20 protein-coding genes are annotated in these 25,554 nt (G+C 43.3%); 15 read left to right on the top strand and 5 right to left on the bottom strand.

From position 1 onward, the window contains the following. Window positions 1-47: 47 nt before the first annotated feature. Window positions 48-929, bottom strand: coding sequence for a flagellin (locus D5281_RS20185; RefSeq protein WP_160561857.1), 882 nt, complete (start codon window positions 927-929; stop codon window positions 48-50). Window positions 930-1,212: 283 nt separating this feature from the next. Here D5281_RS20185 and D5281_RS20180 point away from each other — a divergent pair, with 283 nt between their 5' ends. The 8 genes from D5281_RS20180 (at window position 1,213) to D5281_RS20145 (ending at window position 11,710) form a co-directional block, all read left to right on the top strand. Beyond that, a complete protein-coding gene (locus D5281_RS20180) occupies window positions 1,213-2,904 on the top strand; it encodes a glycosyltransferase family protein (protein ID WP_160561856.1) in 1,692 nt (563 codons plus the stop codon). Between the two features lie 19 nt (window positions 2,905-2,923). Continuing rightward, on the top strand, window positions 2,924-3,973 hold the full coding sequence (locus D5281_RS20175) for a DUF4422 domain-containing protein (protein ID WP_160561855.1): 1,050 nt from the start codon (window positions 2,924-2,926) through the stop codon (window positions 3,971-3,973). Between the two features lie 162 nt (window positions 3,974-4,135). Next, window positions 4,136-4,495 (top strand): hypothetical protein, encoded by a 360-nt coding sequence (locus D5281_RS20170; protein WP_160561854.1) that lies wholly within the window; start codon window positions 4,136-4,138, stop codon window positions 4,493-4,495. A 229-nt stretch (window positions 4,496-4,724) separates the two neighbouring features. Continuing rightward, window positions 4,725-5,795: a substrate-binding domain-containing protein gene (locus tag D5281_RS20165; RefSeq protein ID WP_160561853.1), complete on the top strand. Its 1,071-nt coding sequence runs from the start codon at window positions 4,725-4,727 to the stop codon at window positions 5,793-5,795. A gap of 307 nt (window positions 5,796-6,102) precedes the next feature. Next, window positions 6,103-7,572 carry a xylulokinase gene (gene xylB, locus D5281_RS20160; protein WP_160561859.1) on the top strand — a complete coding sequence of 490 codons (1,470 nt, stop codon included), beginning with the start codon at window positions 6,103-6,105 and terminating at the stop codon, window positions 7,570-7,572. Window positions 7,573-7,693: 121 nt separating this feature from the next. Continuing rightward, window positions 7,694-8,338, top strand: coding sequence for a DUF4867 family protein (locus tag D5281_RS20155; protein ID WP_160561852.1), 645 nt, complete (start codon window positions 7,694-7,696; stop codon window positions 8,336-8,338). A 17-nt stretch (window positions 8,339-8,355) separates the two neighbouring features. After that, window positions 8,356-9,843 carry an L-fucose/L-arabinose isomerase family protein gene (locus tag D5281_RS20150; protein ID WP_160561851.1) on the top strand — a complete coding sequence of 496 codons (1,488 nt, stop codon included), beginning with the start codon at window positions 8,356-8,358 and terminating at the stop codon, window positions 9,841-9,843. Between the two features lie 499 nt (window positions 9,844-10,342). Further along, entirely contained in the window at window positions 10,343-11,710 is a 1,368-nt protein-coding gene (locus tag D5281_RS20145; RefSeq protein WP_160561850.1) for an MATE family efflux transporter, read from the top strand. 42 nt (window positions 11,711-11,752) lie between these two features. On the opposite strand, the gene D5281_RS20140 is transcribed toward D5281_RS20145, so the two are convergent. Then, window positions 11,753-13,594 (bottom strand): glycoside hydrolase family 2 protein, encoded by a 1,842-nt coding sequence (locus D5281_RS20140; protein WP_160561849.1) that lies wholly within the window; start codon window positions 13,592-13,594, stop codon window positions 11,753-11,755. A gap of 487 nt (window positions 13,595-14,081) precedes the next feature. Here D5281_RS20140 and D5281_RS20135 point away from each other — a divergent pair, with 487 nt between their 5' ends. The 4 genes from D5281_RS20135 to D5281_RS20120 all read left to right on the top strand — a co-directional run bounded on the left by D5281_RS20135 (window position 14,082) and on the right by D5281_RS20120 (window position 16,938). Continuing rightward, a complete protein-coding gene (locus tag D5281_RS20135; protein WP_277935494.1) occupies window positions 14,082-14,849 on the top strand; it encodes a YlmH/Sll1252 family protein in 768 nt (255 codons plus the stop codon). Between the two features lie 63 nt (window positions 14,850-14,912). Continuing rightward, window positions 14,913-15,839 (top strand): AEC family transporter, encoded by a 927-nt coding sequence (locus D5281_RS20130; protein ID WP_160561847.1) that lies wholly within the window; start codon window positions 14,913-14,915, stop codon window positions 15,837-15,839. Between the two features lie 102 nt (window positions 15,840-15,941). Continuing rightward, window positions 15,942-16,400: a DUF4430 domain-containing protein gene (locus D5281_RS20125; RefSeq protein ID WP_160561846.1), complete on the top strand. Its 459-nt coding sequence runs from the start codon at window positions 15,942-15,944 to the stop codon at window positions 16,398-16,400. Between the two features lie 19 nt (window positions 16,401-16,419). Then, complete coding sequence (locus tag D5281_RS20120) at window positions 16,420-16,938, top strand: hypothetical protein (protein ID WP_160561845.1); 519 nt, start codon at window positions 16,420-16,422, stop codon at window positions 16,936-16,938. Window positions 16,939-16,983: 45 nt separating this feature from the next. Here D5281_RS20120 and D5281_RS26050 read toward each other — a convergent pair whose 3' ends face one another. Continuing rightward, entirely contained in the window at window positions 16,984-17,340 is a 357-nt protein-coding gene (locus D5281_RS26050) for a hypothetical protein (protein ID WP_277935493.1), read from the bottom strand. Window positions 17,341-17,912: 572 nt separating this feature from the next. Here D5281_RS26050 and D5281_RS20110 point away from each other — a divergent pair. Together D5281_RS20110 and D5281_RS20105 are read left to right on the top strand one after the other, a co-directional pair. Continuing rightward, window positions 17,913-18,746 carry an MBL fold metallo-hydrolase gene (locus D5281_RS20110; protein ID WP_160561844.1) on the top strand — a complete coding sequence of 278 codons (834 nt, stop codon included), beginning with the start codon at window positions 17,913-17,915 and terminating at the stop codon, window positions 18,744-18,746. A gap of 105 nt (window positions 18,747-18,851) precedes the next feature. Further along, on the top strand, window positions 18,852-19,469 hold the full coding sequence (locus D5281_RS20105; RefSeq protein ID WP_160561843.1) for a flavodoxin family protein: 618 nt from the start codon (window positions 18,852-18,854) through the stop codon (window positions 19,467-19,469). 214 nt (window positions 19,470-19,683) lie between these two features. Here D5281_RS20105 and D5281_RS20100 read toward each other — a convergent pair whose 3' ends face one another. Continuing rightward, window positions 19,684-22,356: a hypothetical protein gene (locus tag D5281_RS20100; RefSeq protein WP_160561842.1), complete on the bottom strand. Its 2,673-nt coding sequence runs from the start codon at window positions 22,354-22,356 to the stop codon at window positions 19,684-19,686. 117 nt (window positions 22,357-22,473) lie between these two features. Further along, entirely contained in the window at window positions 22,474-24,558 is a 2,085-nt protein-coding gene (locus tag D5281_RS20095) for an efflux RND transporter permease subunit (protein WP_160561841.1), read from the bottom strand. Between the two features lie 338 nt (window positions 24,559-24,896). On the opposite strand from D5281_RS20095, the gene D5281_RS20090 reads away from it, so the two are divergent. Then, window positions 24,897-25,499 carry a TetR/AcrR family transcriptional regulator gene (locus D5281_RS20090; RefSeq protein ID WP_160561840.1) on the top strand — a complete coding sequence of 201 codons (603 nt, stop codon included), beginning with the start codon at window positions 24,897-24,899 and terminating at the stop codon, window positions 25,497-25,499. The last annotated feature ends 55 nt before the right edge of the window (window positions 25,500-25,554 follow it).

The raw sequence follows: 25,554 nt of genomic DNA, 5'->3' as shown, positions 1-25,554 counted from the left end.
AGCAGGCAAAAATATATGAGGCTCTCGGAGTGAAGGTACCAACCTCGTCATGTTAACTCCGAGAATCCAGGTTTTATGGTATTGCCGCTGTTATCTTCAAAGCCTCCGCTCATAGATACGCTGGCATAGCCTGACATAACCTGACCGTTTATGCAGGTTATGATATCATCTATAGTGGCGCTTTCCTGTGGAGAAAAAGAAATGGGGCATGTGAAAACGGGATTCCCATTGTTGTCATAAAGAAGATTTCCCGGATTTTTCGCGCCAAAATAATCACTCATTTCAAAACGGTAATTCTGGGCCTTTAAAGTATCCCAGTCTATATTTTCGGTTTTGTAATTATTTCCGTCATATCCTATCCAGACAATGGTTACGCCGTCTTTATCTGCGTTGATGGTGTACCCGTTACATGCTAAGACGCCGCAGTTTGCATTGGTGATATCGTTGGTTTTGGTGTTTTGGGTAAATTCAAGCGCCTGCTTGGGCTCGGTTCCAATCAGCACTTTGTCGCTTGGCTCCCATATGAGGCGTTCATTAAAGGATGTAGTTTTGAAAATACGATCCAGTTCACTTTTTAAAGCTTGCGCCTCCTGGTCGATATATTCTCTGTCCTCAATAGAGCTTGTTCCATTAGCGGATTTTACAGCCAGCTCATTGATACGCTGAAGCATATCATGTACTTCATTTAAAGCGCCGTCTGCTGTCTGGACATAACCGACACCCTCCTGTATATTTTCAACTGTCTGATGCAGGCCGCGGATACGGCGGCGCATTTTTTCAGAAATGGCCAGACCAGCAGCATCATCCGCAGCGCGGTTGATCCGATAACCGGAGGATAGTTTTTCCGCAGTCTTTTTAGTTTTGCTGATATTGATTTTTAGCTGTCTGTTTGAATTTAGTGCAAGCAGATTGTTTTGCAAAGATGTCATAATTTATGTATTCTCCGTTTATGCGAAATAAATTAATTTATCTTTTATATTTATGCTTGGTATTGCCCTTTCTATTTTGGGTATGATATTCCATAGAAAAATTGTATCATATACAATACATTATCTCAATAGTATAAATTTCTCGGGAATAGAAATCAATTTCCAAGGACACCGGGTTATGTAATATGACGAAACCGATATTTTGATTCCTTTTTTTCAATATTTTTGGTATATTTATTTTGTGATAAGTATATCAAAAAATTGGTATGCAGGGGGTATAAATATGGATGACAAAAAGGAGTCAGCAGGAGCAATCTGTATCAGCCAAAAGGATATCCGGACAGAAGAACTCTCATTTGAGGAGATACTGCTGGATGAAAGACTGGTACAGGGGGATATATGGGTTTGGGAAAAAGCCCTATGCTCTGTGGGGGGAATTAATTACAGGCTTATGGCAAAGCAGAACTATGAGCTACTTATCCGGATTGCCCGGGAATATAAAGTTCTTTTGATGAATCAGGCAGATGGGATGGAATTTCTCAGAGAAGAAAATGCAGGTGGAAAGTTATGGATAAACTTGCAAACTGATTCATTGGTAGGAGCTTCTCTTGAAGGCGGAGAAGATGGTTTGATAGAAGAAGGACTGAAGGCAGATTGCTATTTAGTAAGCAGATACAGATCGGAACTGGCCGATATGGGCTGTTTTCAGGATGCGGCCTTGGGAATTCTTTCGGCCAGTGCAAGAAAAGAAGATGCGATGCGATATTTAGAGGGAATGGTTGCAGGAAATGAGGAGTTTTATGACATATATGACTGTACACAGCCTATATTGATATATACAGGCTGTGATTTGTGTTATAATATACTTGATACATTTAGTGCGGAATTGGGATTCGCACTTGAGGAGTTGGGGCAGAAGGTTGAATATTTTGATTTAACAAGACAATCGCCTGAAGAACTTATCCCTTATGCAAAACGCAGGTTTAAGGCAGTGATTGGTATGCAGACGAATATGTTTGGGGTAAAATGGAAAACGGGTACATTAATACATGACGATATACCAGCGCCTAAGTATAATTTTTTATTTGACCATCCGATATGGCTCAGAGATTATCTGGAAAAGAAACCCCGGCAATTATGTGCATTGACACCGGATGGAAATTATGCGAAGTTTATAGAAGAATATTTTGACCATCCGGCAAGGTTTTTACCTCCGGCAGGGGAACATATTTCTTGCGGGGAAAAACAAAGAGACTATGAAGTTGTTTTTCTTGGAAGCTACGGGGAAGGGCTTGTGGAACATTTAAAGCTTATAAGGAATGCCGATAAGGAGAGAGGGCGCTTGCTTAACTGGTATGTTCTGTACATGCGGCAGCATTTGGAAGAAACGCCTGAGCAGGCATTTAAAAAAGCGTTGGCGCATTATGGGGTTACATATACAAAAAAGGAATTGATAGAACTGTTTTACAGAGAGCGGTGGATTATCACTGAGCTTGCAAATCACTACCGGAATAAGGTAATTAGGCGCTTATTAGATGCAGGAATTAGGGTACATGTTTTTGGTGATACATGGAAGGACTGCTCTATGTGGGAACACCCGGCTCTGATACATCATCCGGCAGTATTTGGAAGGGATGCGCTTGAAATATATGCCAGGGCAAAGATATCTCTGAACGTTATGCGGTGGCATAAAGATGGTTTTACGGAACGAATTGCCAATACAATGCTACAAAAGTCAGTGGTTGTGACGGACAGGACCTCCTATTTAGATAAAAATTTTGTGGATGGAGAAGATATTATCTTATTTGATTTGGACAATTTGAAAGGATTGCCTGACAGGATAAGGGACTTGCTTGTACACGAAGACAAAAGAAAAATGATTGCGGAGCATGGGTATCAAAAAGCGCAGCGGCATACGTGGCGAGATCGTGCCGCCCAAATATTGGAAATGATAGAAGAAGACAGAATTGGATAAGGAGGACATGCCATAAGGCATGCTAAGAGGGATGAAACAGATTGTAATTTTCGGCGCCAAGAGTATCGCACTGGGCGCATGCCTGGCGGTTAAAAAAGTATGTCCGGAATATGAGGTGTCAGGATTTATGGTAAGCAGTCTATCTGGCAATGCAAGCTGCCTTTGCGGATTGCCGGTTGCAGAGGTTGATTGTTTTACGGACAAAAATGTGTGCATTTTGATTGCAACACCGGAGGATGTACAGGGGAGCATTGAGACAATGCTTAAGGGTAAGGGTTTCCAAAATATTGTTTGTCTTGATTCTGAAAAAGAATCCGCATTGATGGGCAAATATTTTAGAAGTATAGGAAGATTTCCGGCGTTAAGAAATGATATTGCGGAAGTCTATATGGCAAAATTTCATAGGGATAAGCCGTTAAAAAATAATTACAGAATTCCGGATTGGGTGCGGCCTATCCAGGTAGGTGCAGCGCTTGCAGATAAGCGGATAGCAGAGACGGCCGATGACTTGGGAGAAAATATATCGGCCAAGAATGTCAATTACTGTGAGCTTACGGCTCTTTACTGGATTTGGAAAAATAAGCTGCAGGAAGAAAAGGGTGCGCCATATTTGGGGCTGTTTCATTACAGAAGGTTTTTGGAACTTACGGATGATGACTTGCTGCATATGAAAAATGAGAATGTGGATGTGGTATTGCCTTATCCAACTGTTCATGAGCCGGATATACGAGAACATCACAGCAGATACATAGCAGAGTCGGACTGGGAGGCTATGCTGCGGGCACTAAAGGAATTGGAACCTGGGTATGCAGGGCGGTTTGAGGAGATTTTGAGGCAGCCTTATTTATATAATTATAATATTGTGGTGGCTAAACGGGAAATTTTAAAGGATTATTGTAAATGGCTGTTTCCTATACTGGAGCGGACGGAAGAATTGAGTACGCCCAAAGGAAATGAAAGAGCTGACAGGTACATCGGATATTTAGGGGAAAACTTGCTGACGCTGTTCTTTATGTATCATGGAAATGAGTGGAACATAAAGCATGTTGGAAGAAAAATGTTGATTTGATGAGATGGGGGCGTGTTTGCGAGTTTGGATGATATCATGAGCGTTAGTGAGGAGAATAAGCCTGCATATTCAACGAACGGCGAATGGCAGTCATGAATCTCTGATTCATGATATAATGAACATAGAAAGTAATATATATTTTTACGAAGGGAGATAAGGTAAATGAACGAAGAACTAAAGCAGGAATTAGAAGCATTGCAGGTTTTGAATCAGTTTTTGGATAAGCTGATTCCAAATATGGAAAACCTGTGCAGGGAGCTTGGAGGTGAAGCTAAGCCGGATACGCCGGCATTCCAAAAACAGTGTATGGATGCTTTTAACTGGACAATTGAAATATATAACAGGGTTCCCCATGTTTCGGAGCTATGTGGAAAAGAGCTTGATAAGAATATGGCCAATCAGGTGATTATGTCTCTTGGAGAGGCGTTAAAGGCAGGGGAGAGTGCGGCTATAGCGGAAAGAATAGAAAATGGGGCGCTGGTGATATTACACCAGTTAAAGGACATAACGGATGTAATTTAAAACTTTATACATAACAGGTGTGATTTAGAGCTTTCGATTGACAAGGTTATATAATCATGTTACCATAAATTTAACACGTGTAAACAAATGATTTACCGCCCCATCAGCTTGACGCGTGGTTTTAATCTTTGCGGTTTGACATATGGTATGTTTTCATTTTTTAACAGACTATAAATGCTTTAACTCCATAAGGAAGTCACAATCATTACATCATGAAAGAGAGTGTTTGATGGAAAAAATCACACGGATGACTTTAGAGGGAATTTCTGCGGAAATCGGTATTTCCAGAACCACCATATATAAGGTCTTAAAGGGAAAAGGAAACGTCAGCGAAAGAACGCGCGAACTTGTAATGGAGGCCCTGGAGAAATACCATTACGTTGAGAATAAAAACGCCAGGAATCTTGCGCTGAACAGACAGTATACCATAGGTTATTCAGGTTTCCGCTCCAAAAGTGCGAATTATTTTTCGCCAAAAGTGCGGAAGGGAATCGACAGGGCGGTAAAAGAATTTGGGGACGATGGACTAAACGTTATTCTTTCGGAGTTTGATGTGGAGAAGCCCTGGCAGCAGATGGAAGATGTGGAAAAGATGTTAGAGCAGGGAGTCAGGTGCTTTGTATTGGCATTTTCCCATAAGCAGGTCATAGAGAAAATTTTATGCAGGTTAAGAAATCAGGGATGTAGGGTTGTTCTATTAAGCCGTGATTTTGAAAAAGAAGATGATCAGAGTAGTAATTATTATGTAGGTGTAGATTATTACCGGAGCGGTCTTCTGGCGGCGGAGCTTTTGGGGAAGATGTTGCCGGAAAAGGGAAAGATTTTTATACCAGTGACCGGAGAGTACCACAATAACCAGGACATTCAGGCAAGGTTAAAAGGTTTTTTGGAAAAGATAAAAGAATATGCCGGCTGTCAGATTCTTCCAGTGGTTCATGATTTGTCGGAAAAAGAGGCGGTTTACCGGGAAATTTGCGGCTGTATAGAAAGAGAGCCGGAGCTTAACGGGATTTTTGACCTGACCTATCAACTTGATATAGTGGCGAGAGCCCTTCGGGAGAGGGGCAGGGAAGACATCAAACTGGTGGGATTTGATTTGTTTAAGGAGATTGAACAGGAGGTTGCAGACAGCGTGATTGATGCGGTGGTTTATCAGGAACTGAGTAGACAGGCTTATTTGGGGATGAAGCTTTTGTTTGAGGAAATGTGTTACGGAGTGTATCAGGAAAAGAAAAAGTTTTATTCCAAATTGGAGATCGTAACCAGTGGGAATTTGTGTTACTTTAAAGGGGAATGGTAGAAAGAATATTTCAGTTAACTTGAAAGATTTAAAGTTCATATGTTAAGAAACAGGTTTTCGGGAACGATTGCATCTGATTGCAGCGGGGATATTGGCTTAACGGGAAGATTTTTGACAGGCGGGACAGACTTACGAGGTATAATAGAGTGCCGATGAATGCTATTACTTATCACGCTTGGACTATGCACCTGCTACATGTACATGATTCGGAAGGCTTCTTGGATTCCGCGTAGACGAGTGAAAATCAACCGTAAAAGCAGATGCAGGAGGTCCGGAAATCCTGCAAAATATAATAAGGAGGGTTATGATGCTGTATATAGGTATTGATTTGGGAACCAGTGCAGTGAAGCTGCTGCTTATGGACGGGGAAGGGAAGATACAAAAAATTGTATCTAAGGAGTATCCTATCTTTTTCCCCAATCCGGGCTGGTCGGAGCAAAAGCCTGAGGACTGGTTTGCTAAGACCATGGAGGGAATGAAAGAGCTGATCGATGGAGTGGACAAAGAGAAGGTTGCCGGAATCAGCTTTGGCGGACAGATGCATGGGCTTGTTATTTTGGATGAGAAGGATGAGGTGATCCGTCCGGCTCTTTTGTGGAATGATGGCAGAACCTTTGAGGAATGCGATTATCTGAACAATGTCATAGGAAAAGAAAAGCTCTCGGAGTATACGGCTAATATTTCCTTTACGGGCTTTACGGCGCCTAAGATTTTGTGGGTAAAAAATAAGGAGCCGGAAAACTTTGCGAGAATTTCTAAGATTATGCTGCCTAAGGATTACGTTGCCTACAAGCTTACAGGCGTGCACTGTACGGACTTTTCCGATGCTTCGGGTATGCTGCTTCTTGACGTGAAGAATCGTAAATGGTCTAAGGAAATGTGCGATATTTGCGGCATCCGAGAAGAAATGCTGCCAAGGCTTTTTGAAAGCTATGAGTGTGTGGGCACAGTGAAAAAAGAAATTGCGCAGGAGCTTGGGCTTGCAGAGCATGTGAAGGTGGCGGCAGGCGCAGGCGATAATGCGGCAGCAGCAGTGGGAACCGGCACTGTTGGGGACGGCATGTGTAATATTTCCCTTGGTACCAGCGGAACCATTTTTATTTCTTCCAAAAAATTTGGAGTGGATAAGTACAATGCCCTTCATGCCTTTGCCCATGCGGACGGGTATTATCATTTGATGGGCTGTATGTTAAGCGCGGCATCCTGTAATAAGTGGTGGATGGAAGATGTTATTGGAACTAAGGAGTATGGTAAGGAGCAGGAGAAAATTGCAGGTTTAGGTGAAAACCATGTATATTTTCTGCCCTATCTGATGGGGGAGCGTTCCCCTCACAACAATCCCAATGCAAGGGGAACCTTCATCGGAATGACCATGGATACCACCAGGACAGATATGACCCAGGCGGTGTTAGAGGGCGTGGCTTTTGCACTGCGTGATTCTTTGGAGGTTGCCAGATCTCTTGGAATTCATCTGGAACGGACCAAGATTTGCGGCGGCGGAGCCAAGAGCGCTCTTTGGAAAAAGATGATTGCAAATATCATGAATTTAAAGGTGGATGTGATTGAAAGTGAAGAAGGGCCGGCCTTAGGCGGCGCTATGCTGGCGGCAGTAGCTTGCGGAGAGTATGGGAACGTGGAGGAGGCCGCGGCAAAGATTGTTAAAATTATTAATACCGTAGAGCCGGATCCGGAGCTGGTGGAGAAATACGAAGCAAGATATCAGCAGTTTAAAGAAATTTATCCTGCCTGCAAACCATTATTTGAGATAATAAAATAAGCAGACCAGTGCTACTGCAGCCATAAATTATTTGTGTATAGCAAATGTTATGCTTTGCAGGCCAGGTTATCGAAATAAAGCGAAGGCAGACAAAGTCTTCCTTGTGGAAATGAGGTGAAATATGGAGATTTACAAGGTAACAGACAAACGGTTTGGGAAATATGGAAAGGTAATAAAGGACATTGATTTTTCCTCTCTTGTAAAGACCATGGAGGAGAAGACGCCGCTGCCGGAGGGTGTGGAATATGTTCCGGGATTTAAAGTCCTTGAGGCGCTTCCTGTGGCGGAGGAGCTGAGGGTGAAAATCTTTGGGGAGCTGCCTGTTCAAGTTGGGTACTGCAACGGCCATAATGCCATGCTCAATGCCCTTGAGTATCACAGAAGCTCCGAGGTCAATGTGGCGGCCACAGATGCAATTTTGATTTTAGGCTCCCAGCAGGATATTACAGAGGATTTTACTTATGATACGGCAAAGGCCGAAGCCTTTTTGCTACCTAAGGGGACGGCGGTGGAATTATATGCAACCACGCTTCACTATGCGCCCTGCGGTGTTGACGGGGCCGGATTTAAGGTGACGATTGTACTCCCTAAGGGTACGAACTTCGATTTGGAAAAAGAACATGCCGGGGGAGAGGACGGCCATATGACAGCCAAGAACAAGTGGCTTTTGGGACATCCAGAAGGAGGACTGCCGCAGGGAAGTCCTATGGGGCTTACTGGGAAAAATCTGTGTGTTAATACCTGTTTTGATGAGACTATCGTATAAAAAAGGAGGATTACGAAATGAACAACTTACCAAAAGTGAAAATCGGAATCGTTGCGGTGAGCCGCGACTGTTTCCCCGAAACCCTGTCCGTTAACAGGAGAAAAGCATTGGTGGAGGCCTACAGGGCTAAATATGATGGGGCTGACATTTATGAATGTCCGGTTTGCATTGTAGAAAGCGAAATCCACATGGTGCAGGCCTTAGAGGACATCAAGAAAGAGGGCTGTAATGCACTCTGCGTGTATCTTGGAAACTTTGGCCCTGAAATTTCCGAGACGCTGCTTGCAAAGCATTTTGACGGACCGGCCATGTTTGTTGCCGCTTCCGAGGAATCCCAAAATGACCTGGTGGGCGGACGCGGGGATGCTTACTGCGGTATGTTAAATGCAAGCTACAATTTGAAGCTGCGTAGCGTAAAAGCATATATTCCGGAGTACCCGGTAGGAACTGCACAGGAATGTGCGGACATGATTCATGAGTTCGTGCCCATTGCCAGGGCTATCGTGGGGTTAAAGAGCCTTAAGATTATCAGCTTTGGTCCAAGGCCCCTTAATTTCCTCGCATGTAACGCACCAATCAAGCCTCTTTATGATCTGGGTGTGGAGATTGAAGAAAACTCCGAACTGGATTTATTCGAAGCTTTCAATAAACATGAAGGGGATGAGCGGATTCCCGCAAAGATTAAGGAAATGGAAGAAGAACTGGGCGAGGGCAATAAGAAGCCCGAAATCTTAAGCAAGCTGGCCCAGTATGAGTTAACGCTTCTTGACTGGGTGGAGGCACATAAGGGGTATCGTGAATATGTTGCAATTGCAGGAAAATGCTGGCCTGCATTCCAGACACAGTTTGGTTTCGTGCCCTGCTATGTAAACAGCCGTCTTACAGGTATGGGAATCCCGGTTTCCTGTGAAGTAGATATTTACGGCGCTTTAAGCGAGTTTATCGGAACGGCAGTGAGCAATGATATTGTCACTTTACTTGATATCAACAACACTGTACCGGATGATATGTATGATGAGGCAATCAAGGGTAAATTTGATTATACGCACAAGGATACCTTTATGGGATTCCATTGTGGAAATACCTGTTCCAAAAAGCTGTCTGCCTGCAGCATGAAGAATCAGATGATCATGGCAAGGTCACTTCCGGTGGAGGTTACCAACGGAACGCTGGAAGGCGATATTGTTCCCGGAGACATTACATTCTACCGTTTACAGTCTACGTCTGACTGCAAGCTGCGCGCATATATTGCACACGGAGAGGTTCTGCCGGTGGCAACCAAATCCTTTGGCGGCATTGGTGTGTTTGCGATTCCTGAGATGGGAAGATTTTACCGTCATGTGTTGATTGAAGGCAATTACCCTCACCATGGCGCAGTTGCTTTCGGACACTATGGTAAGGTCTTGTTCGAGGTGTTTAAGTATATTGGCGTGGATGTGGAAGAAATTGGGTTTAACAGGCCTAAGGGAATGCTGTATAAGTCAGAGAATCCCTTTGCAATGTAAGAAATAAAAGATTCATAGGAGCATGAAGAACAGGCGGATGTGTAATGCATCCGCTTGTTTTGACAGCCAGTAAATGTCTATTTTGCAGTGCGGAAATCAAACTTCATGGACAGTGTGTGCTGGAAATTTGATTTCTGCGGTTTCACATCCGCCGAGTGTTTGCCAGCAAGAATCTATGAGCCTTTTGTCAATAGGCGGCCTTAGTTGTCTTACGAGACGTGATAGTGTTTGTTGTGATAACGATTGATATAGTAAAAAGTACTTTTCCTTGAAAGAGATTTTTGTTATTTTTGTTTAAAATGGTACTATCCTTTTTAAGAGAATATGATTATACTCTTATTTGGTTTGCCGGGAGGCCGATATGCACCAGGAAATCAGTTCCGTAAGTTTTGAAATGTAAATTTTGAGCGAAGCAGGGCGTGAGGATGTGGAATGGTTTCCGGACATACTCCGGCCAGGGTATGAGGCGAAAGAGTCTGCTTTTAAGGAGGATAGGAAAATGGCGAAAAATTCAACAAGAGATATGACGGTAGGCTCTCCTATGAAATTGATATTGGAGTTTTCCATACCGCTTTTGCTCGGTTTTCTGTGCCAGCAGTTTTACAGTGTGGTTGACACGGTTATCGTGGGGCAGTTTTTGGGGGTCAGGGCGTTAGCGGGGGTTGGCGCTACCGGTTCTGTTAATTTTATGGTGATCGGCTTTTGCAGCGGTGTGTGCAGCGGGTTCGCTATTCCGGTGGCGCAGAAATTTGGTGCAAAGGATTACCGCGCCATGCGGGAGTTTGTGGCGAACAGCGCATGGCTTTCGGCTGTATTTGCACTGGTTATGACGGTTTTCGTGACGATGCTTTGCCGGAATATTCTTACCTGGATGCATACGCCTGAAGATATATTTGAGAACGCCTACGCGTATATCCTGATTATCTTTTTCGGCATTCCCGCTACATATCTGTACAATATTTTATCCGGTATTATCCGCTCTATGGGGGATTCTAAGACGCCTCTGGCATTTTTGCTGCTTTCCTCAGGACTGAATATCGGGCTGGATGTTTTGTGCATAGTTGTGTTTAAGATGGGGGTGGCGGGAGCTGGCGTTGCCACAGTGGTATCACAGCTGATTTCAGGGCTTTTATGCCTATATTATATGATGAGGAAATTTGAGATTCTGCATATTACAAGAGAGGAATGGAGAATCAATTATGACCATATGAAGATACTTTGCAGTATGGGGGTGCCTATGGGCTTGCAATATTCCATTACGGCGATTGGCGGCGTGATTTTACAGACGTCTGTAAATACGCTGGGCTCCCTGGCGGTTGCAACAGTGACGGCAGGCAGTAAGGTAAGTCTGTTTTTCAGCTGTCCTTTTGACGCAATGGGCTCTACCATGGCAACCTACGGCGGACAAAACGTGGGGGCGAAGAAGCTGGAACGGCTCGATAGCGGTTTGAAGTCTTGTATTTTGCTTGGGGCAGGGTATTCCCTGATTGCTCTGGTGGTGATGTATTTCTTCGGGGCGGATTTGGCGGCTTTGTTTGTAGACGGCGGTGAAAAGGAGATTTTGGCAAATGCAAGAAGGCTTCTGATTATTAACAGTTCATTTTTCATCCCGCTGGCACTGGTAAATATTATCCGCTTTATGATACAGGGAATGGGGTTCAGCACTTTTGCTATATTGGCGGGGGTGTTTGAGATGGCGGCAAGAACCCTGACGGGTCTGGTGCTGGTGCCTAAGCTGGGGTTTACAGGAGCTTGCTTTGCAAGCCCTCTTGCGTGGGTGCTTGCGGATGTCTTTCTGATTCCGGCTTATATTCATGTACGGCGCAGGCTGCAAAGCATGATGAAGACGGAAACGGCTGAATCTTGAAAAAAATGTTTCTGCCTGTATATATGAAATGCACGAGCAATGCTACAAAAGTTTATTGATTTCCCGGTCATAGGTTAAGAGCCCGTTCACTTCCTCCTCCACATCGGAAAGCTGGGTGTATACAGCGCCGCAAAGGCCTTGCTCTTTTAGAGGCAGCAGGGACTTTTCGATCAAATTAGAGTAAGCTTTTTTAAAGTCCGTAAGAGAATCATAGCGCTTATAGCCAAAAATTCTCTTTACGCTGGAATGGCCTTTTATATGGCAGGCGTAGCCGCCATACTCAGATAAGAAGAAGGCCCGGTTGGCCCATTTTTTTACAGGAACAGTAAGGGGACGGAAATAATTGTGCACACTGACAAAGTCGCCGCAGTTTTGGTCAAACCAGCCGCTGGCGGAGTCGATCAGGCGATGGGGATCCGCTTCCCGAATCAGGTCAGTAATACGCGCGGTATCAAATTGGCCCCACCCTTCATTAAAAGGTACCCACATGGCGATGGAGGAAAAGAATTTCAGGTGTGCAATGGTCTCTAAGGATTCCTGCTCCCACTGTTTTCTGGCCTTTATATCCTTTCGCGAGAGCATGGCATAATGGGAGTCCTTCAGACGGGCTGCCAGACCGGGAAACAGGGTGGGAAGATAGCTGATGACCGGCATGTGATATCGGCTTCCGCCGTTTACCATATCCTGGCAGACAATCATACCAAGGCGGTCGCAATGATAGTACCATCTGGCGCACTCTACTTTAATATGTTTGCGCAGCATATTAAAACCAAGGGATTTCATGACAGTGATGTCATAAATAAGAGCTTCGTCTGCAGGAGCAGTGTAAAGCCCATCCGGCCAGTAGCCCTGATCTAAAACGCCCATCAAAAAGTAAGGTTTATGATTCAGGCAAAACACGGGCAGTCCTTTTTTTAATTTTTCTATGGAAAAATGGCGCATGGCAAAGTAACTGTGCACTGTATCATGACAGAAGGTTAGCTTCACATCATACAGAAAGGGGTCCTCAGGGCTCCAGCTGTGAAAATGTTCTTCCGGTATGGTAAAGGAAAAAGAGGCGGCAAGGGCTTTTTCCCTTCCATTTTTTGAGATGGTTCGGGAGGCTGCGGCGGAAACATCTTCGGAGTAGGTTTTGCAGAGGATCTCCTGTCCTTTACACAGAAGGGACAGGGTGAAGGAGGGAGCTTCACCGGCAATTTGAGCAGAAATATGAGCAGTTATTCTGCGGGCATCATAGTTTGCTTCAAACCATAGGCTTTCTATGTGGGAGGCAGGTACCTGCTCCAGCCAAATGCTCTGCCAGATGCCGCTTTGGGCGGTATAAAAGATGCCGCCGCGGGAAAGTGTTTGTTTCCCTCTTGCCTCGCTGTTAAGACCTGTGGTATCCTTAACCTTTAGGAGCAGTTTATTGCCGGAGCTAATTAGTAAATCAGTGATGTCGGCGTAAAAGGGAAGGTAACCACCCTGATGGGCAACGGCCAATTTGCCATTTAAGAAAACCTCCGCCTCATAATCTACCGCTCCAAAGTGAAGAAGCAGGCGCATGCCCGGGATGTTTTTTTGGCATAGGTCGGGAAGCAGGGTGCGATACCAGAGAAATTCTTCAGGTTTAAGCTGCCTGTTTACACCAGAGAGGGGAGCTTCCGGAGAAAAGGGAACCAGAATCTTTCCATCAAATTTAGAGGGGACAGAAGCTTGAACGGTGATAGCGTAATCCCAATATCCATTAAGTGAAATAAAGCTATCCCGCCGCATCTGGGGGCGTGGATATTCGGGGAGTACCTTAGCCGTGTCTATGTTTTTACCCCACCTGGTAAAAAGGGGAGTAAACTGATCTTCATGGTGAGGCTTTATTATACTTTTTATAGCGTCTGAAAAATTCATAGTTTTCCTCATTTCTGCGCTGTTTTTGCCTGTGCCGATGTTGATGCCTGTGCTGCTGCATCCATAAACTTTTTGGGGTGAAAGATTTATTGTTTCCTCTTTCTTCCCGATTATAATGTTGGCAAGATAGGTTGGATTTTTAAGCGGCGATAATATATTCTATCATATTGTATGTCATTAAGTAACAAAAAGCAGCTTCATTTATTGTTTTTAGGAAGGTTTAGGTTACTTTTCACGGGTCAGGAATGCGCATTTACTGTGCATTCCGTGAGAACGTGATTCAGGTATGAGGGGCGATTTTTGAGAAGCGAAACTTGGAATATCGCTCCGAATGTTACTATGAGCGGCTCCCAGGCCGTGAATAGTAACAGGTTTAGCTTAGAACTCTGCACTTACTGCAAGGTCCGTGAGAACAGGTTCCATGGGAAGGTGTAAATTGGGCCGCTGTTTCAAGGCGCGTGGCGAGCTGCAATAGTAAAGGATGTATATGGAAACAGATGAATTACTAAAAAAGCGTTTTCGGGAACTTGCCCGTAAATGCTATCAAAACAATCAATATACTTTTACAGGCTTTTTATCTTTGGCTGATTTGGCCTGTTTTTATGAGATGGAAAAGGAGCTGTCCTATGTCTCCTACAAGGTTTGGGGAGGGAGTGAATTTTGCGAGCGGGCTATGGTTCGTTTTGGCAAAGTGGAGGAGCTTGGCTATGAGGAAGAATTTCCAATTGCCTGTATTAAGGTAAAGCCATTGGCGGCTAAGTTTGCGGACGCATTGACACATAGGGACTTTCTCGGTGCGCTTATGAACCTTGGAATTGAAAGAAATACGCTTGGAGATATTTGGCTGAAAGAGAATATTGGCTATATTTTCTGCCTGGAAGGGATGGCCGATTTTATGATAGAGAATTTAACTAAAATCAAGCATACTTCCGTTAAAGGTAACAGAACAAAGGAAATGCCCGGACTGCCGGAACTGGACAGGCAGGAGGTTAGAATACAGATTTCTTCGGAACGAGCAGACGGTGTGCTGGCAAAGGTATATAAGCTTTCGCGAAGCGAGGCCGTAGAGCTTTTCAGGCAGAAAAAGGTGTTTGCAGGAGGTCGGCTTTGTGAAAACAACAGCCAGCTTTTGAAAAAAGGGGATATAATAAGTGCAAGGGGATATGGAAAATTTGAGTATTTGGGGCAGCAGAACATAAGTAAGAAAGGAAAAATCAATGCCTCTGTCATGTGCTATGGCAAGGTGATTTCTTAATCATGTGGTGGTTTCCACTGCCGGTAACGGCATGCCTGAAAGCCCGAAAAGGAGGTCATTTTTATGTTGCTTTTACAGCAGATGTTGGTACTTTTTATTTTAATGGCAATCGGCTATTTTTGCTATAAAAAATCAGTGATAACAGATGAAGTGAGCAAAAAGTTGTCTGCAATAGTAGTAAATATTGCAAATCCGGCGCTGGTACTGACCGGATGCATGGGAGAAGAAAAAATGCAGGGAAGCGAGCTGGTACAGACGCTCATGATTGTAGTTGTTATGTATGCAGCTTTGTTGGTGCTTGCGCTTTTTCTGCCATTGCTGCTGCAAGTTGAAAAAAGGAGCCAGGGTACCTATCGGGCAATGACCGTTTTTTCAAATATTGGATTTATGGGATTTCCGGTTATCAGTGCTTTGTACGGAAACGGCGCACTGCTGTATGCTTCGCTTTTTATGATTCCTTATAATGTGCTAATTTATACTTATGGGATATCCGCCATATCTACAGAAAAGAAATTACAGGAAAAAACCGTAGAAAAATATGCGCTGCTTGGAAAGGTGCTTAATGTAGGCGTAGTGGCCTGCCTGGTATCAATGATTATCTACTTCTTCAATATTCCGCTTCCCGATTTTGTGAAGACAACCGTGACGAATTTAAGTAATCTGACAGCGCCTTTGAGTATGATGATCATAGGTGCGTCACTGGCCACAATTGATTTAAAGAAATTGTTTGCAGATGGAAGGCTGCTTTTGTTTTCACTGATTAAGCTGGTAATTGTTCCGGTGCTTGGTGTACTATTGATACGGAGGTTTGTAAGCAATGAGATTATCTGTGGCGTGTGCATGGTGATGCTTGCCACGCCAGTGGGAAGCATGACGGCTATGTTAGCGCAGCAGTATGATGGGGACTATGAGATGGCATCAAAGGGTGTTGCGCTCACTACGATTTTGTCTGTGGCTACGATTCCGCTGGTAGCGGCTATAGTGATGTAAAGCGTAAAAGAAAATGCTCTGCTAATCATTCTTCGCACGATGTTTGCGCCGTAAAGGCGGCATGTTGGGAAGTTTGGAAATAAAAACAAAGGAGAGAAAATTATGAAAGTAAATTGGAACAAAAAATGGGGATTATTTATTCTTTATACGGTGTTGATTATGTCAATTGCAATGACTGCAACCGGCTGTAATGGAATGGGAAAGGCCGGAGGCGAAGATGCTGCGGCAGATGAGGGACAGACCGTCTGGGAAGATGGCAGTGTACTGGGAGAAGGCAGCAAGCAGTTTGCACTAACCGTGACAGACCAGGAAGGAGTCGAAACAAAATTTGAGATTCATACGGATCAGGAAACAGTGGGAGAAGCGCTGGTGGAAATTGGGCTGATTTCCGGAGATGAAAGCGAATATGGCCTTTATGTCAAGACAGTTAACGGCGTAACCGCTGATTACGACAAAGACGGAGTGTACTGGGCCTTTTATATAAATGGCGAATATGCCACAGCAGGGGTTGATGCTACGGCAATCGAGGAGGGAAACAGCTACTCCTTTAAGATGGAATAAGCCATGTGAGGATAGAGGCATGAAACTTACGATCAGGGAAATTGCCGTGTTTGGGATGCTTGGGGCCGTTATGTATGTATCAAAGATGGTTATGGAGCTAATTCCGAATGTCCACCTGCTGGGTGTGCTTACCATTGCATATACCATTGTTTACAGAAAAAAGGCTCTGTATCCAATTTATATTTATATCATTTTAAATGGTATCTTTTGTGGGTTTGCCGCATGGTGGATTCCCTATTTATACTTGTGGACGATTCTTTGGGGGATTGTAATGCTCCTTCCAAAGAAAATGTCCTCAAAAATTCAGGTATTTGTATATATGATTGTGTGTGCGATTCATGGTTTTTTATTTGGAACATTGTATGCGCCGGTGCAGGCTATATTGTATGGTTTGAATTTAAAGGAAACGATAGCTTGGATTATGGCAGGGCTTCCCTGGGACTGTGTTCATGGAATCAGTAATTTTTTTTGTGGGATATTGATTATGCCCATTGCCTTTGCACTGCGGCTGGCGGAAGGAAATATAGAAAAAAATTAGACGGAACAATAACCAGAGATGAAACGGAATTGCATATAGCTGTGATTATGCGGTGTGTATCGTTTTATCTGATTTATGTTTATCTAATATTTTATGTACTCTTTCGACTTCGTCAAGAACCAATCCGTATTCCTTCCGTATTTCATTTTTTAAGGCGCGTTCAGTCTGCTTCAATTGGGATTCAAAATTTTCAATTCTGGAATCCATGGTTTGCATTTTGGTATCCATAGATTGTATTTTAGAATCCGCGGTTTGTATTCTGGAATCCATGGCTTGTATTCTGGAATCCATGGTTTGTATTCTGGAATCCATGGTTTGCATTCTGGAATCCATGGATTGTATTTTAGTATTCATGCTTTGCATTTCTGCTAAAAGTAGATCAATCTTTTGGCTATCTGTCATATGAATCCTCCATTTTTCTTATTGTGGCATTAGATTTTTTAGTAAAGAAAGTATACCATAACTGAAATATAAAGTCTATTTGATTATCAGAAGATTTTGTATTTATAGTAACGATTCAGCCAGAACTGTGCATTTACTGCACAGACCGTGAAAATATGATTAGGGAGTGCAAAATCCCATTGCCGAAGGCGATTTTAAATGGACTTTGCAAGTAACAGTCAGCAAGGCTGAATGGTTACTATCTGCATTTTGGGGATAGAGTAACGGGCGTATGAGATTAAAAATCACGGTTATATGATACTTTTATCTTGTTTCAGTGCAAATGGCTAGAAAATTTTTTTAAGAACAAACAAAAAAGAAAACCGAAAAGGTATATATTGTCAGAATTGCTAGAAAGAGGGTCGAAGATATTATACACTTTATTATAAGCGGTATACATAGATAGGATAGAAGACACATCCCGGCTGTTAGGCGGATATGCCCCTGTTATGATTCATTCAATCAGTCGATAGGCGAAGCGTTAGGTATTTGGTATTTACATTGTGTGAACAGGAAAGAGAGGGTGATGGTACATGGAATTTTTTACAACAGAAAAGGTAAGTCCTTCAACTACAGGAATAACGGATATTACTGGGGTGCATTCCTTTCTGGTAGAGGGGGAAAGGGAAGCAGCTTTAATTGACACCGGTACAGGATCCGGGGATTTAAAAGCGTTCGTTGGGTCTCTTACGAAGCTTCCGGTGAGCGTTATTTTAACGCATGGACATTGTGACCATGCGGGAGGAGATGCCGGATTTGATAAAGTGTATTTAAATAAGAAGGATTGGAAGCTGGTTAAAAACCACGCTACAATGGAGCAGAAAAAAGATTATGTTTCCTTTTGTCTGGGAGGGCTGCCGGAAGAAATGACAGAAGCGGATTTCAGTCCGATGCGGACGAAGGAATATCTTCCACTGGAAGATGGACAGGAGTTTGATTTGGGCGGGATTGTATTAAGGGCAGTGGCTGTGCCTGGACATACACAGGGGATGACCTGTGTGTTAAATGTAACGGAGAGAACGATTTTATTTGGGGACGGGTGTAACCCTTCTGTTTTCCTGTGGGCTGATGAGGCATCTACTGTGGAGGAATATAAAGAAGTGCTTTTGGAATTAAAGAAGCATGAAGGGGAATATGACAAGGTGTACCTTTCCCATGGACCAAAGTTAATTGGGAAGGAAATTCTTAATGGTGTTATTCAGGTGTGTGAGGATATCCTTAATGGAAAATCTGATGAAGTGCCGTTTGAGTTTATGGACTTTGAAGGTTTGCTGATGGCTAAGAAACCTGACGGAGCGGGGGAACGTGCAGACGGCGGGTTGGGGAATATCATATATAATGCTCAAAGGGTTTTGAAACAGAAATGAAATCCGGAACTTTTGCATAGATAGATCGGGTATGTTATACTAATATAAAGATGGCTTACTGATCTGACTTAAGCCATTGTGAAGCAGAAGAATGGAGGATTAACTATGAAGGTATTGATGGTGAATGGAAGCCCCAGGACAGCAGGGAATACTTATGTCGCGCTACATGAAATGGAAAAGGTATTCAGGGAAGATGGGATTGAGACAGAAATTCTACATATCGGAAGTAAAGATATCAGAGGCTGTATCGGCTGTAGGAAATGTGCGGAAACCGGAAAATGTGTATTTAATGATCTGGTAAATGAAGCAGCCGGCAAATTTGAGGAATGTGATGGCCTTGTGGTAGGGAGCCCGGTTTATTATGCATCTGCTAATGCCACTTTGGTTGCTTTCCTGACAAGACTTTTTTACAGTACGCATTTTGACAAAACCATGAAGGTAGGCGCGGCAGTGGCAGCGGCAAGGCGTGGCGGGCTTACAGCGACCTATGATGAGCTGAATAAGTTTTTTGGTATTGCAGGAATGCCGATTGCATCGGGACAATATTGGAATGGCATTCATGGTGCGGAGCCGGGAGAAGCCCAGCAGGATACGGAAGGACTGCAGATGATGCGTACCTTGGCTAGAAATATGACTTTTTTGATGAAGAGTATTGCGCTTGGGAAGGAAAAGTATGGAATCCCGGAAAAGGAGCCGTTTGATAGGATGAACTTCATTCATTAAGCCCTAATCCGTCTTAAGTCAAAAAACCGCAGCAAGCTGGCGGGATATCAGGCTTGCTGCGCCGCAGAGTGTACGCCGCAAAGCGGCGGGGTATTTGACTCTCGCGGCAGTTGCCAAATATCTATGAGATGCTTTGCATCTCATAGATATTTGGTTCGTTGCTGGCGGGAATAAAGATGCTTAGATATCGTTTTCCATATAAGCGATTAAGCAGCTATTGAACAGCATCTGTTTTGATGATAAATTTTACACTGCCATCCATATTTTGGGGCAGCTTTGTGAAGGTGTTGTATTCCTTGCCGGCCTTTGATACCGCCTCTAACCGGTCAATCACATCCTGTACATCATCCCCGAACAGGTCTGTTAATTTGCTGATTCCTTCCTCGTCAAATTCAAACATACCATCCACCAGGGCTAGCGCTCCTTCATCCAGGTCTCCAACTCCTTCATCTAAAGTAAGTACACCATCTTTTAATTCTTCGGCGCCATTCTTTAGGTCTCCGGCGCCATCGTTTAAGGTGGTGACACCATCCAATAATTTCTCAGTACCATCCTTTAATTCTCCCGTACCGTTTTTTAAGGTGGCAGCGCCATCGTTTAAGCTATTTGTCCCATCTGCCAGTTCTCCGGCACCATCCCTTAAGGTATCGATTCCCTTTTTTAATTCATTAGCCCCATTGTTTAATTCTGTTGCCCCAGCCAGTGCGGTTTGTGTACCATCTGCTAAATCCCCGGCGCCTTTTACCAGTGCGGCCATTCCGCCTGCACTTTCCTGGGAATTTAATTGGCCGGAGATTTCGGCAAGCTTCTGATCCAGGATTGCAGCATAGGTGATGGAGGGGCCCCATTTTGCAATCAGCGCTTGCTGCGCTGCCAAGAGTTCCTGTTCAGTGTTGCTAAGTTCTTGACTAAGAGCTTCAACCTGCATGGAACAGGCTTCTACTTGGGCCTGATATACGACAGTTTCCTCAAGGACGGACTGATATGCATCTATTTGCCGTTGTAAATTATCTACATCGATTGATTGTACAGTTACTGTTTCCGTATCCACGATTTCTTTTGGAACGGTGACGGTTTTTGAGTAAGATTCGGTATATGATTCCGTAGAAATATCCGGCTCATCATCAATGGAACGTTCAACTATAATTTCACCGTCTTCAGTTGTTGTTTCTGTTATGCTTTCAGTTATAACTTTTGTTGTCATAGTGACAGGTGCATCAATGGTTACCACATGATCTTCTTCTTCTATGCGGGTATTCGTTACAACTTCAACTTCCTGGGTATCTGCCTGACAGGCGCTTGCCAACTGGCTTTGTACCTGAGCCGCCCGGCTTTGGGACGCTTCCAGATTTGCCTGTGCAGTATTTAATTCATTCTGTGCCTGTGCAGTCCGCTGCTGCAAATTTGCCAAAATACCTTTGTAAGATTCAAGCATCAGATTATCACTGGCCATACTTGCAGTTTTAAGCGACTGATTCAATAGATAAGAAACCTGTAACAGGGTAGTGGGATTATTCGGGTCAATTGTATCGGACGATGTGACCGGTGTACCAATACCAGCCCTTAAGACATTCATTTGTCCGGCCACCTGATTTACGCCGTCCTTTACAAGGTGAGCGCCATCATTCAGGCTCTTTGCGCCACTTGCCAGACTTTCGGTTCCTGCCGCCAGCTTATGGCCGCCATCCTGTAGCTCATTTGTTCCAAAGGTCAATCTTTGCACGCCATCCTTTAGAGAAGTAGTTCCTTCATAAAGGGCCAAAGCACCTTCATCCAGCTTTTGTGCTCCGTCATTTAAATCCCCTGATTTATCTGCCAACTCCTGGGTGCCATCCTTTAATTCTATGGTGCCGTCCCAAAGCCTTTGAGTTCCGGAGAGCAGTTCTTCGCTGCCATCCTTTAACTTTAATGTGCCGTCTTTTAGTTCCATAGTACCATCTTTTAACTGGTTTGTGGCATCCTGTAAATCATCCATGGAATCATTGAGGCCGGAAAGGTCAAAGGAATCTGTCAGCTCAATATCGGAGAGAATGTCGCTCATAGCTACGGTCATGGTCATTCCCAACTCAAAATTTGTTGCGTCTGCCGTAATTTCAAGATAATCGGGGACCTCTAAATCATCCAATTTCTCACCATCTTTTTTATCCTCCAGTTTATCCTTCAAATTTTCCGCATCAATGCTTTCCTTAAGTCCAGGAAAAGCTACGCCAACTACAACAGAGTTGTTGCCTTCAGAAAGAAGTCTGGCGTTGGCCACTTCAATGTTGGAGAAAGTATCCTGGGGCAGTATCATGCCGGATATCATAACAAAAGGTACCTTTATTTCCTGCTCCTTTCCGCCTATTTCTACTTTTTTTGTTTCATTATTTACATAATCCATGCGGATTGTCACTTTGCCGCTTTTTCCTGCAAGCTCCTCCGGTGTTATTTCCCTGCCATCTAGTTTATAAGAGATTTGTACTTTAATAGGAACCTCTTTATCGGTGGTCCCCTGATAGTAAATATCGGAGCCTTGCGCATTCCAGACGATATTGCCGTTTTCATCTGTTTCGTAGGTTTCGTACCCTTTGACGTTTCGAATATCTTTCAGGTCAGAGCAGTCCATGAGACTGTGTCCTCCATCGCTGTTTTTTAGCCAGTCACTGACAATCACCTGATTTATGGTGCCCGTTGCATCAGCAAGTACATAGACAGTTTCCTCTTTTCCTGCTTCGCTGCTGTGAGTTGGGCTTACCTGTGCGTTTAATACCTGCTCCAAAACGGCTTCCTGATTATCATCTGTGATTACGGATGAGGCTGCTTCCTCTTTACCACAGCCTGCAAGCCCTAAAACCATGGATGCGCTTAAAATCAAACATAGTGTTCTTTTTTTGTTTTTACTTATCATATAATATCCTCCATTTTTGCCACCGCCTCATAAATTTGGGCGCAGGCACAAATTTGTCATGTGAAAAAATCATTTTTTACAATATCCTCTATATCTTACCGGTCCCCACAAATTGGCTTATGCCTGGGATACTGCGCTTACAAGTTTGCTTTTGGTTTTTGTGTTTCGGATAATAATTTTATCAAATACCATAAACATGGAAGGCAATACAAGAATAACTGCCGCCATACTGATCAGTGCCCCGCGGGCCATGAGGGTACAAAGAGAACTGATCATATCAATGTTGGAATATAACCCCACGCCAAAAGTTGCAGCAAAAAAGGATAATGCGCTGACCATGATGGATTTCACACTGCTCTGACAAGCATCTGCAACGGCTTTTCCTTTTGGGGTTCCGGCGTATCGCTCCTTTCTATATCTGGTGGTCATTAAAATAGCGTAGTCTACGGTTGCACCCAGTTGTATGGTGCCGATTACCACAGATGCTATAAAAGGAATTTCTGTTCCTGTATAATAAGGAATTCCCATATTGACAAAAATTGCCGTCTCTATAACGGATACCAGAATAACTGGCAGGGAAAGGGAGCGGAATACCAGCAAAATGATGATAAAAATTACGCCGATAGATACAATACTGACGGTGTTAAAGTCTTTATCTGTGATTTCAATCAAATCCTTTGTACAGGGCGCTTCGCCTACCAGCATTCCGGCTTTATCATACTTTTTACAGATTGCGCTTAAAGATTCGCATTGGGCATTGACTTCATCAGAGGCAACCTTATATTGGGAGCCAATGAGCAGAAGCTGCCAGTTATCATTTATAAGTGAATCTGTCATATCGGAAGGTATCAGTTGTTCCGGAATAAAATCACTTTTAAGGGCATTTAACCCAAGCACCCAATTGACACCATCTATCTCTTTCATTTCATCTGTCATGTGCCGTACATCCTTGGCCGGAAGGTCTGCGCTTATAAGGATCATATGGGTTGCGTTCATATCAAAGGATTCGTTCAACTTGTGGTTTGCTACGATACTGGGAAGGTCTTTGGGAAGGGTTTCATCCAGATTATAGTAGACCTTCGTATTCCGGTAGCCTAAAATGGCCGGAAATAAAATAGCCACAAATAAGATCATAAATATTTTGTAATGTTTTGTGATAAAGGCGCCTATTCCGTTCATGTCAGGCAGCAGGGCTTTGTGCCTGGTTTTTTCTAAGGCTTTGTCAAAGACTAAAATCATGGAGGGTAGGATGGTAACGCATGTGATTACACCGAATACCACTCCTTTTGCCATTACAATTCCCAAATCCATTCCCAATGTAAAGCTCATGAAGCATAAGGCGATAAAACCTGCTACTGTGGTCATGGAGCTGCTTACCACTGAGGTAATGGTCTCGCCAATGGCCTTTGCCATAGCTTCTTTTTTATCCGATATATTCCCTCTGCTTTCCTGGTAACTGTGCCACAGGAAGATGGAATAATCCATGGTGACACCAAGCTGGAGCACGGCGCTTAAAGCTTTGGTAATATAAGAAATCTGCCCCATGAAAACATTGCTGCCAAGGTTATAAACAATGGCCATCCCAATACTGAATAAAAACAAAAATGGGATGAGAAAGGAATCCATGGTAAGGGATAAAACCAGACAGGAAAGCAGGATTGCAATGCACACGTAAATGGGCGCTTCTCTTTCCGATAGATTTTTGGTATCTGTCACCACAGCCGACATTCCACTTAAAAAGCAATTTTTATCTGCTACTTTTCTGATATCCTCTATGGCCTGCATAGTGCCGTCAGCGGATGTAGTTTCGTCAAATATAATTGCCATCATGGTAGCATCTCCACTGTTAAAGGCTTCATAAATTTCATTTGGCATCAATTCCATGGGGATGGAAAGGTCCATAACGGAATCGTACCAGATGACCTTTTCTACATGGGCTACCTGCTCGATTTTCTGCTTGAGCCGGGCAGTTTCTTTTGGCTCCATCCCCTGCACTACAAACATGGAAAAGGCTCCTGTACCAAATTCATCTACCAGGATGTCCTGACCGACCATTGTTTCAATATCTTTTGGCAGGTAGGAAAGGATATCATAGTTGACTTTGGTGCTTACGTACCCGATGAATGAGGGGATTAGAAGAAGCAGGCCTAAAATTAAAATGGGTATTCTAAGCTGCACTACTTTTCTTCCAAATTTCTCCATAACTCACACTCCTTTTTTAAATTTATGACTTTTAGTCATTTTTATTTATTATTATATACAAAAATGACTTTTGGTCAATAGCTAAAGTATTAAAAAAATATAAAATAAACAGCTGCGGTATAAAGAAAGTTAAATGTTTTGACATTTTATTACTTTATTTTATAATGGAGCTAGCGTGAAAAGAAGTTTTAAAGCTCACAGCAGAGGCTGTTTCGCTAAGAACTTCTAAGTTTCACCCGGAAAAATGCCTAAGATACGGCATTTTTCATTCTGATTTGGGATTCCGCAAAGCGGAATCATGGAGGTTAGCGTGAAGTGGTAAATTAGGGAGGAATGGAATGGGGAAAATTGATTTGAATAAGAAAAAGAAGCGTGAAGCGCTTTTGAATACAGCATTTGAGTTGTTTACGAGTCAAGGGATTCACAAGACGACTATAAATAATATTGTGGAAACCGCGGGAGTGGCTAAGGGGACTTTTTATCTTTATTTTAAGGATAAGTATGATATACGGAATAAATTGATTGCCCATAAGGCTGCGCTTATTTTTTCTGCTGCGGATGAAGCCCTTGCAAAGACTGGCCTGACTGAATTGGAGGATAGAATTATTTTCCTTGTGGACCATATTTTGGGGCAGTTTAATGCGGACAAATCGCTGCTCCATTTTATATCTAAGAATTTGAGCTGGGGAATTTTTAAGAATGAATTGATCAGCTGGGGGGATAACTCGGATGTAAATTTTTACAATATTTATAAGATGTTGGAAAATTCGCCTAAGACCTTTAAAAATCCGGAGGTACTATTATTTATGATTGTGGAATTTGTAAGCGCCACATGTTACAGCTCCATTTTGTACGGAGATCCTGTGGGGATTGAGGAACTGAAGCCTTATGTTTTTGACGCAATCAGGCAGATTATAAAAAGTCAGGAGCTTCCTGTATAATTCAAATATAGGGAATTCCAAGAAGGGTGGTTGATAAAAAAATACCTCAGAGTAA

The organism is Parablautia muri, assembly GCF_009917485.1.
Taxonomy (GTDB): Bacteria; Bacillota; Clostridia; order Lachnospirales; family Lachnospiraceae; genus Suilimivivens; species Suilimivivens muri.
The sequence above is the reverse complement of the archived record's forward strand: the minus strand, read 5'-3'. Positions and strand labels throughout refer to the sequence as shown.

Coding starts and splice junctions, on each gene's coding strand:
- D5281_RS20125 (WP_160561846.1), top strand. CDS start 15,942: ATGAAAGTAAATTGGAACAAAAAATGGGGATTATTTATTCTTTATACG.
- D5281_RS20090 (WP_160561840.1), top strand. CDS start 24,897: ATGGGGAAAATTGATTTGAATAAGAAAAAGAAGCGTGAAGCGCTTTTG.
- D5281_RS26050 (WP_277935493.1), bottom strand. CDS start 17,340: ATGACAGATAGCCAAAAGATTGATCTACTTTTAGCAGAAATGCAAAGC.
- xylB (WP_160561859.1), top strand. CDS start 6,103: ATGCTGTATATAGGTATTGATTTGGGAACCAGTGCAGTGAAGCTGCTG.
- D5281_RS20140 (WP_160561849.1), bottom strand. CDS start 13,594: ATGAATTTTTCAGACGCTATAAAAAGTATAATAAAGCCTCACCATGAA.
- D5281_RS20100 (WP_160561842.1), bottom strand. CDS start 22,356: ATGATAAGTAAAAACAAAAAAAGAACACTATGTTTGATTTTAAGCGCA.
- D5281_RS20110 (WP_160561844.1), top strand. CDS start 17,913: ATGGAATTTTTTACAACAGAAAAGGTAAGTCCTTCAACTACAGGAATA.
- D5281_RS20135 (WP_277935494.1), top strand. CDS start 14,082: ATGGAAACAGATGAATTACTAAAAAAGCGTTTTCGGGAACTTGCCCGT.
- D5281_RS20170 (WP_160561854.1), top strand. CDS start 4,136: ATGAACGAAGAACTAAAGCAGGAATTAGAAGCATTGCAGGTTTTGAAT.
- D5281_RS20130 (WP_160561847.1), top strand. CDS start 14,913: ATGTTGCTTTTACAGCAGATGTTGGTACTTTTTATTTTAATGGCAATC.
- D5281_RS20120 (WP_160561845.1), top strand. CDS start 16,420: ATGAAACTTACGATCAGGGAAATTGCCGTGTTTGGGATGCTTGGGGCC.
- D5281_RS20165 (WP_160561853.1), top strand. CDS start 4,725: ATGGAAAAAATCACACGGATGACTTTAGAGGGAATTTCTGCGGAAATC.
- D5281_RS20185 (WP_160561857.1), bottom strand. CDS start 929: ATGACATCTTTGCAAAACAATCTGCTTGCACTAAATTCAAACAGACAG.
- D5281_RS20180 (WP_160561856.1), top strand. CDS start 1,213: ATGGATGACAAAAAGGAGTCAGCAGGAGCAATCTGTATCAGCCAAAAG.
- D5281_RS20155 (WP_160561852.1), top strand. CDS start 7,694: ATGGAGATTTACAAGGTAACAGACAAACGGTTTGGGAAATATGGAAAG.
- D5281_RS20175 (WP_160561855.1), top strand. CDS start 2,924: ATGCTAAGAGGGATGAAACAGATTGTAATTTTCGGCGCCAAGAGTATC.
- D5281_RS20095 (WP_160561841.1), bottom strand. CDS start 24,558: ATGGAGAAATTTGGAAGAAAAGTAGTGCAGCTTAGAATACCCATTTTA.
- D5281_RS20150 (WP_160561851.1), top strand. CDS start 8,356: ATGAACAACTTACCAAAAGTGAAAATCGGAATCGTTGCGGTGAGCCGC.
- D5281_RS20105 (WP_160561843.1), top strand. CDS start 18,852: ATGAAGGTATTGATGGTGAATGGAAGCCCCAGGACAGCAGGGAATACT.
- D5281_RS20145 (WP_160561850.1), top strand. CDS start 10,343: ATGGCGAAAAATTCAACAAGAGATATGACGGTAGGCTCTCCTATGAAA.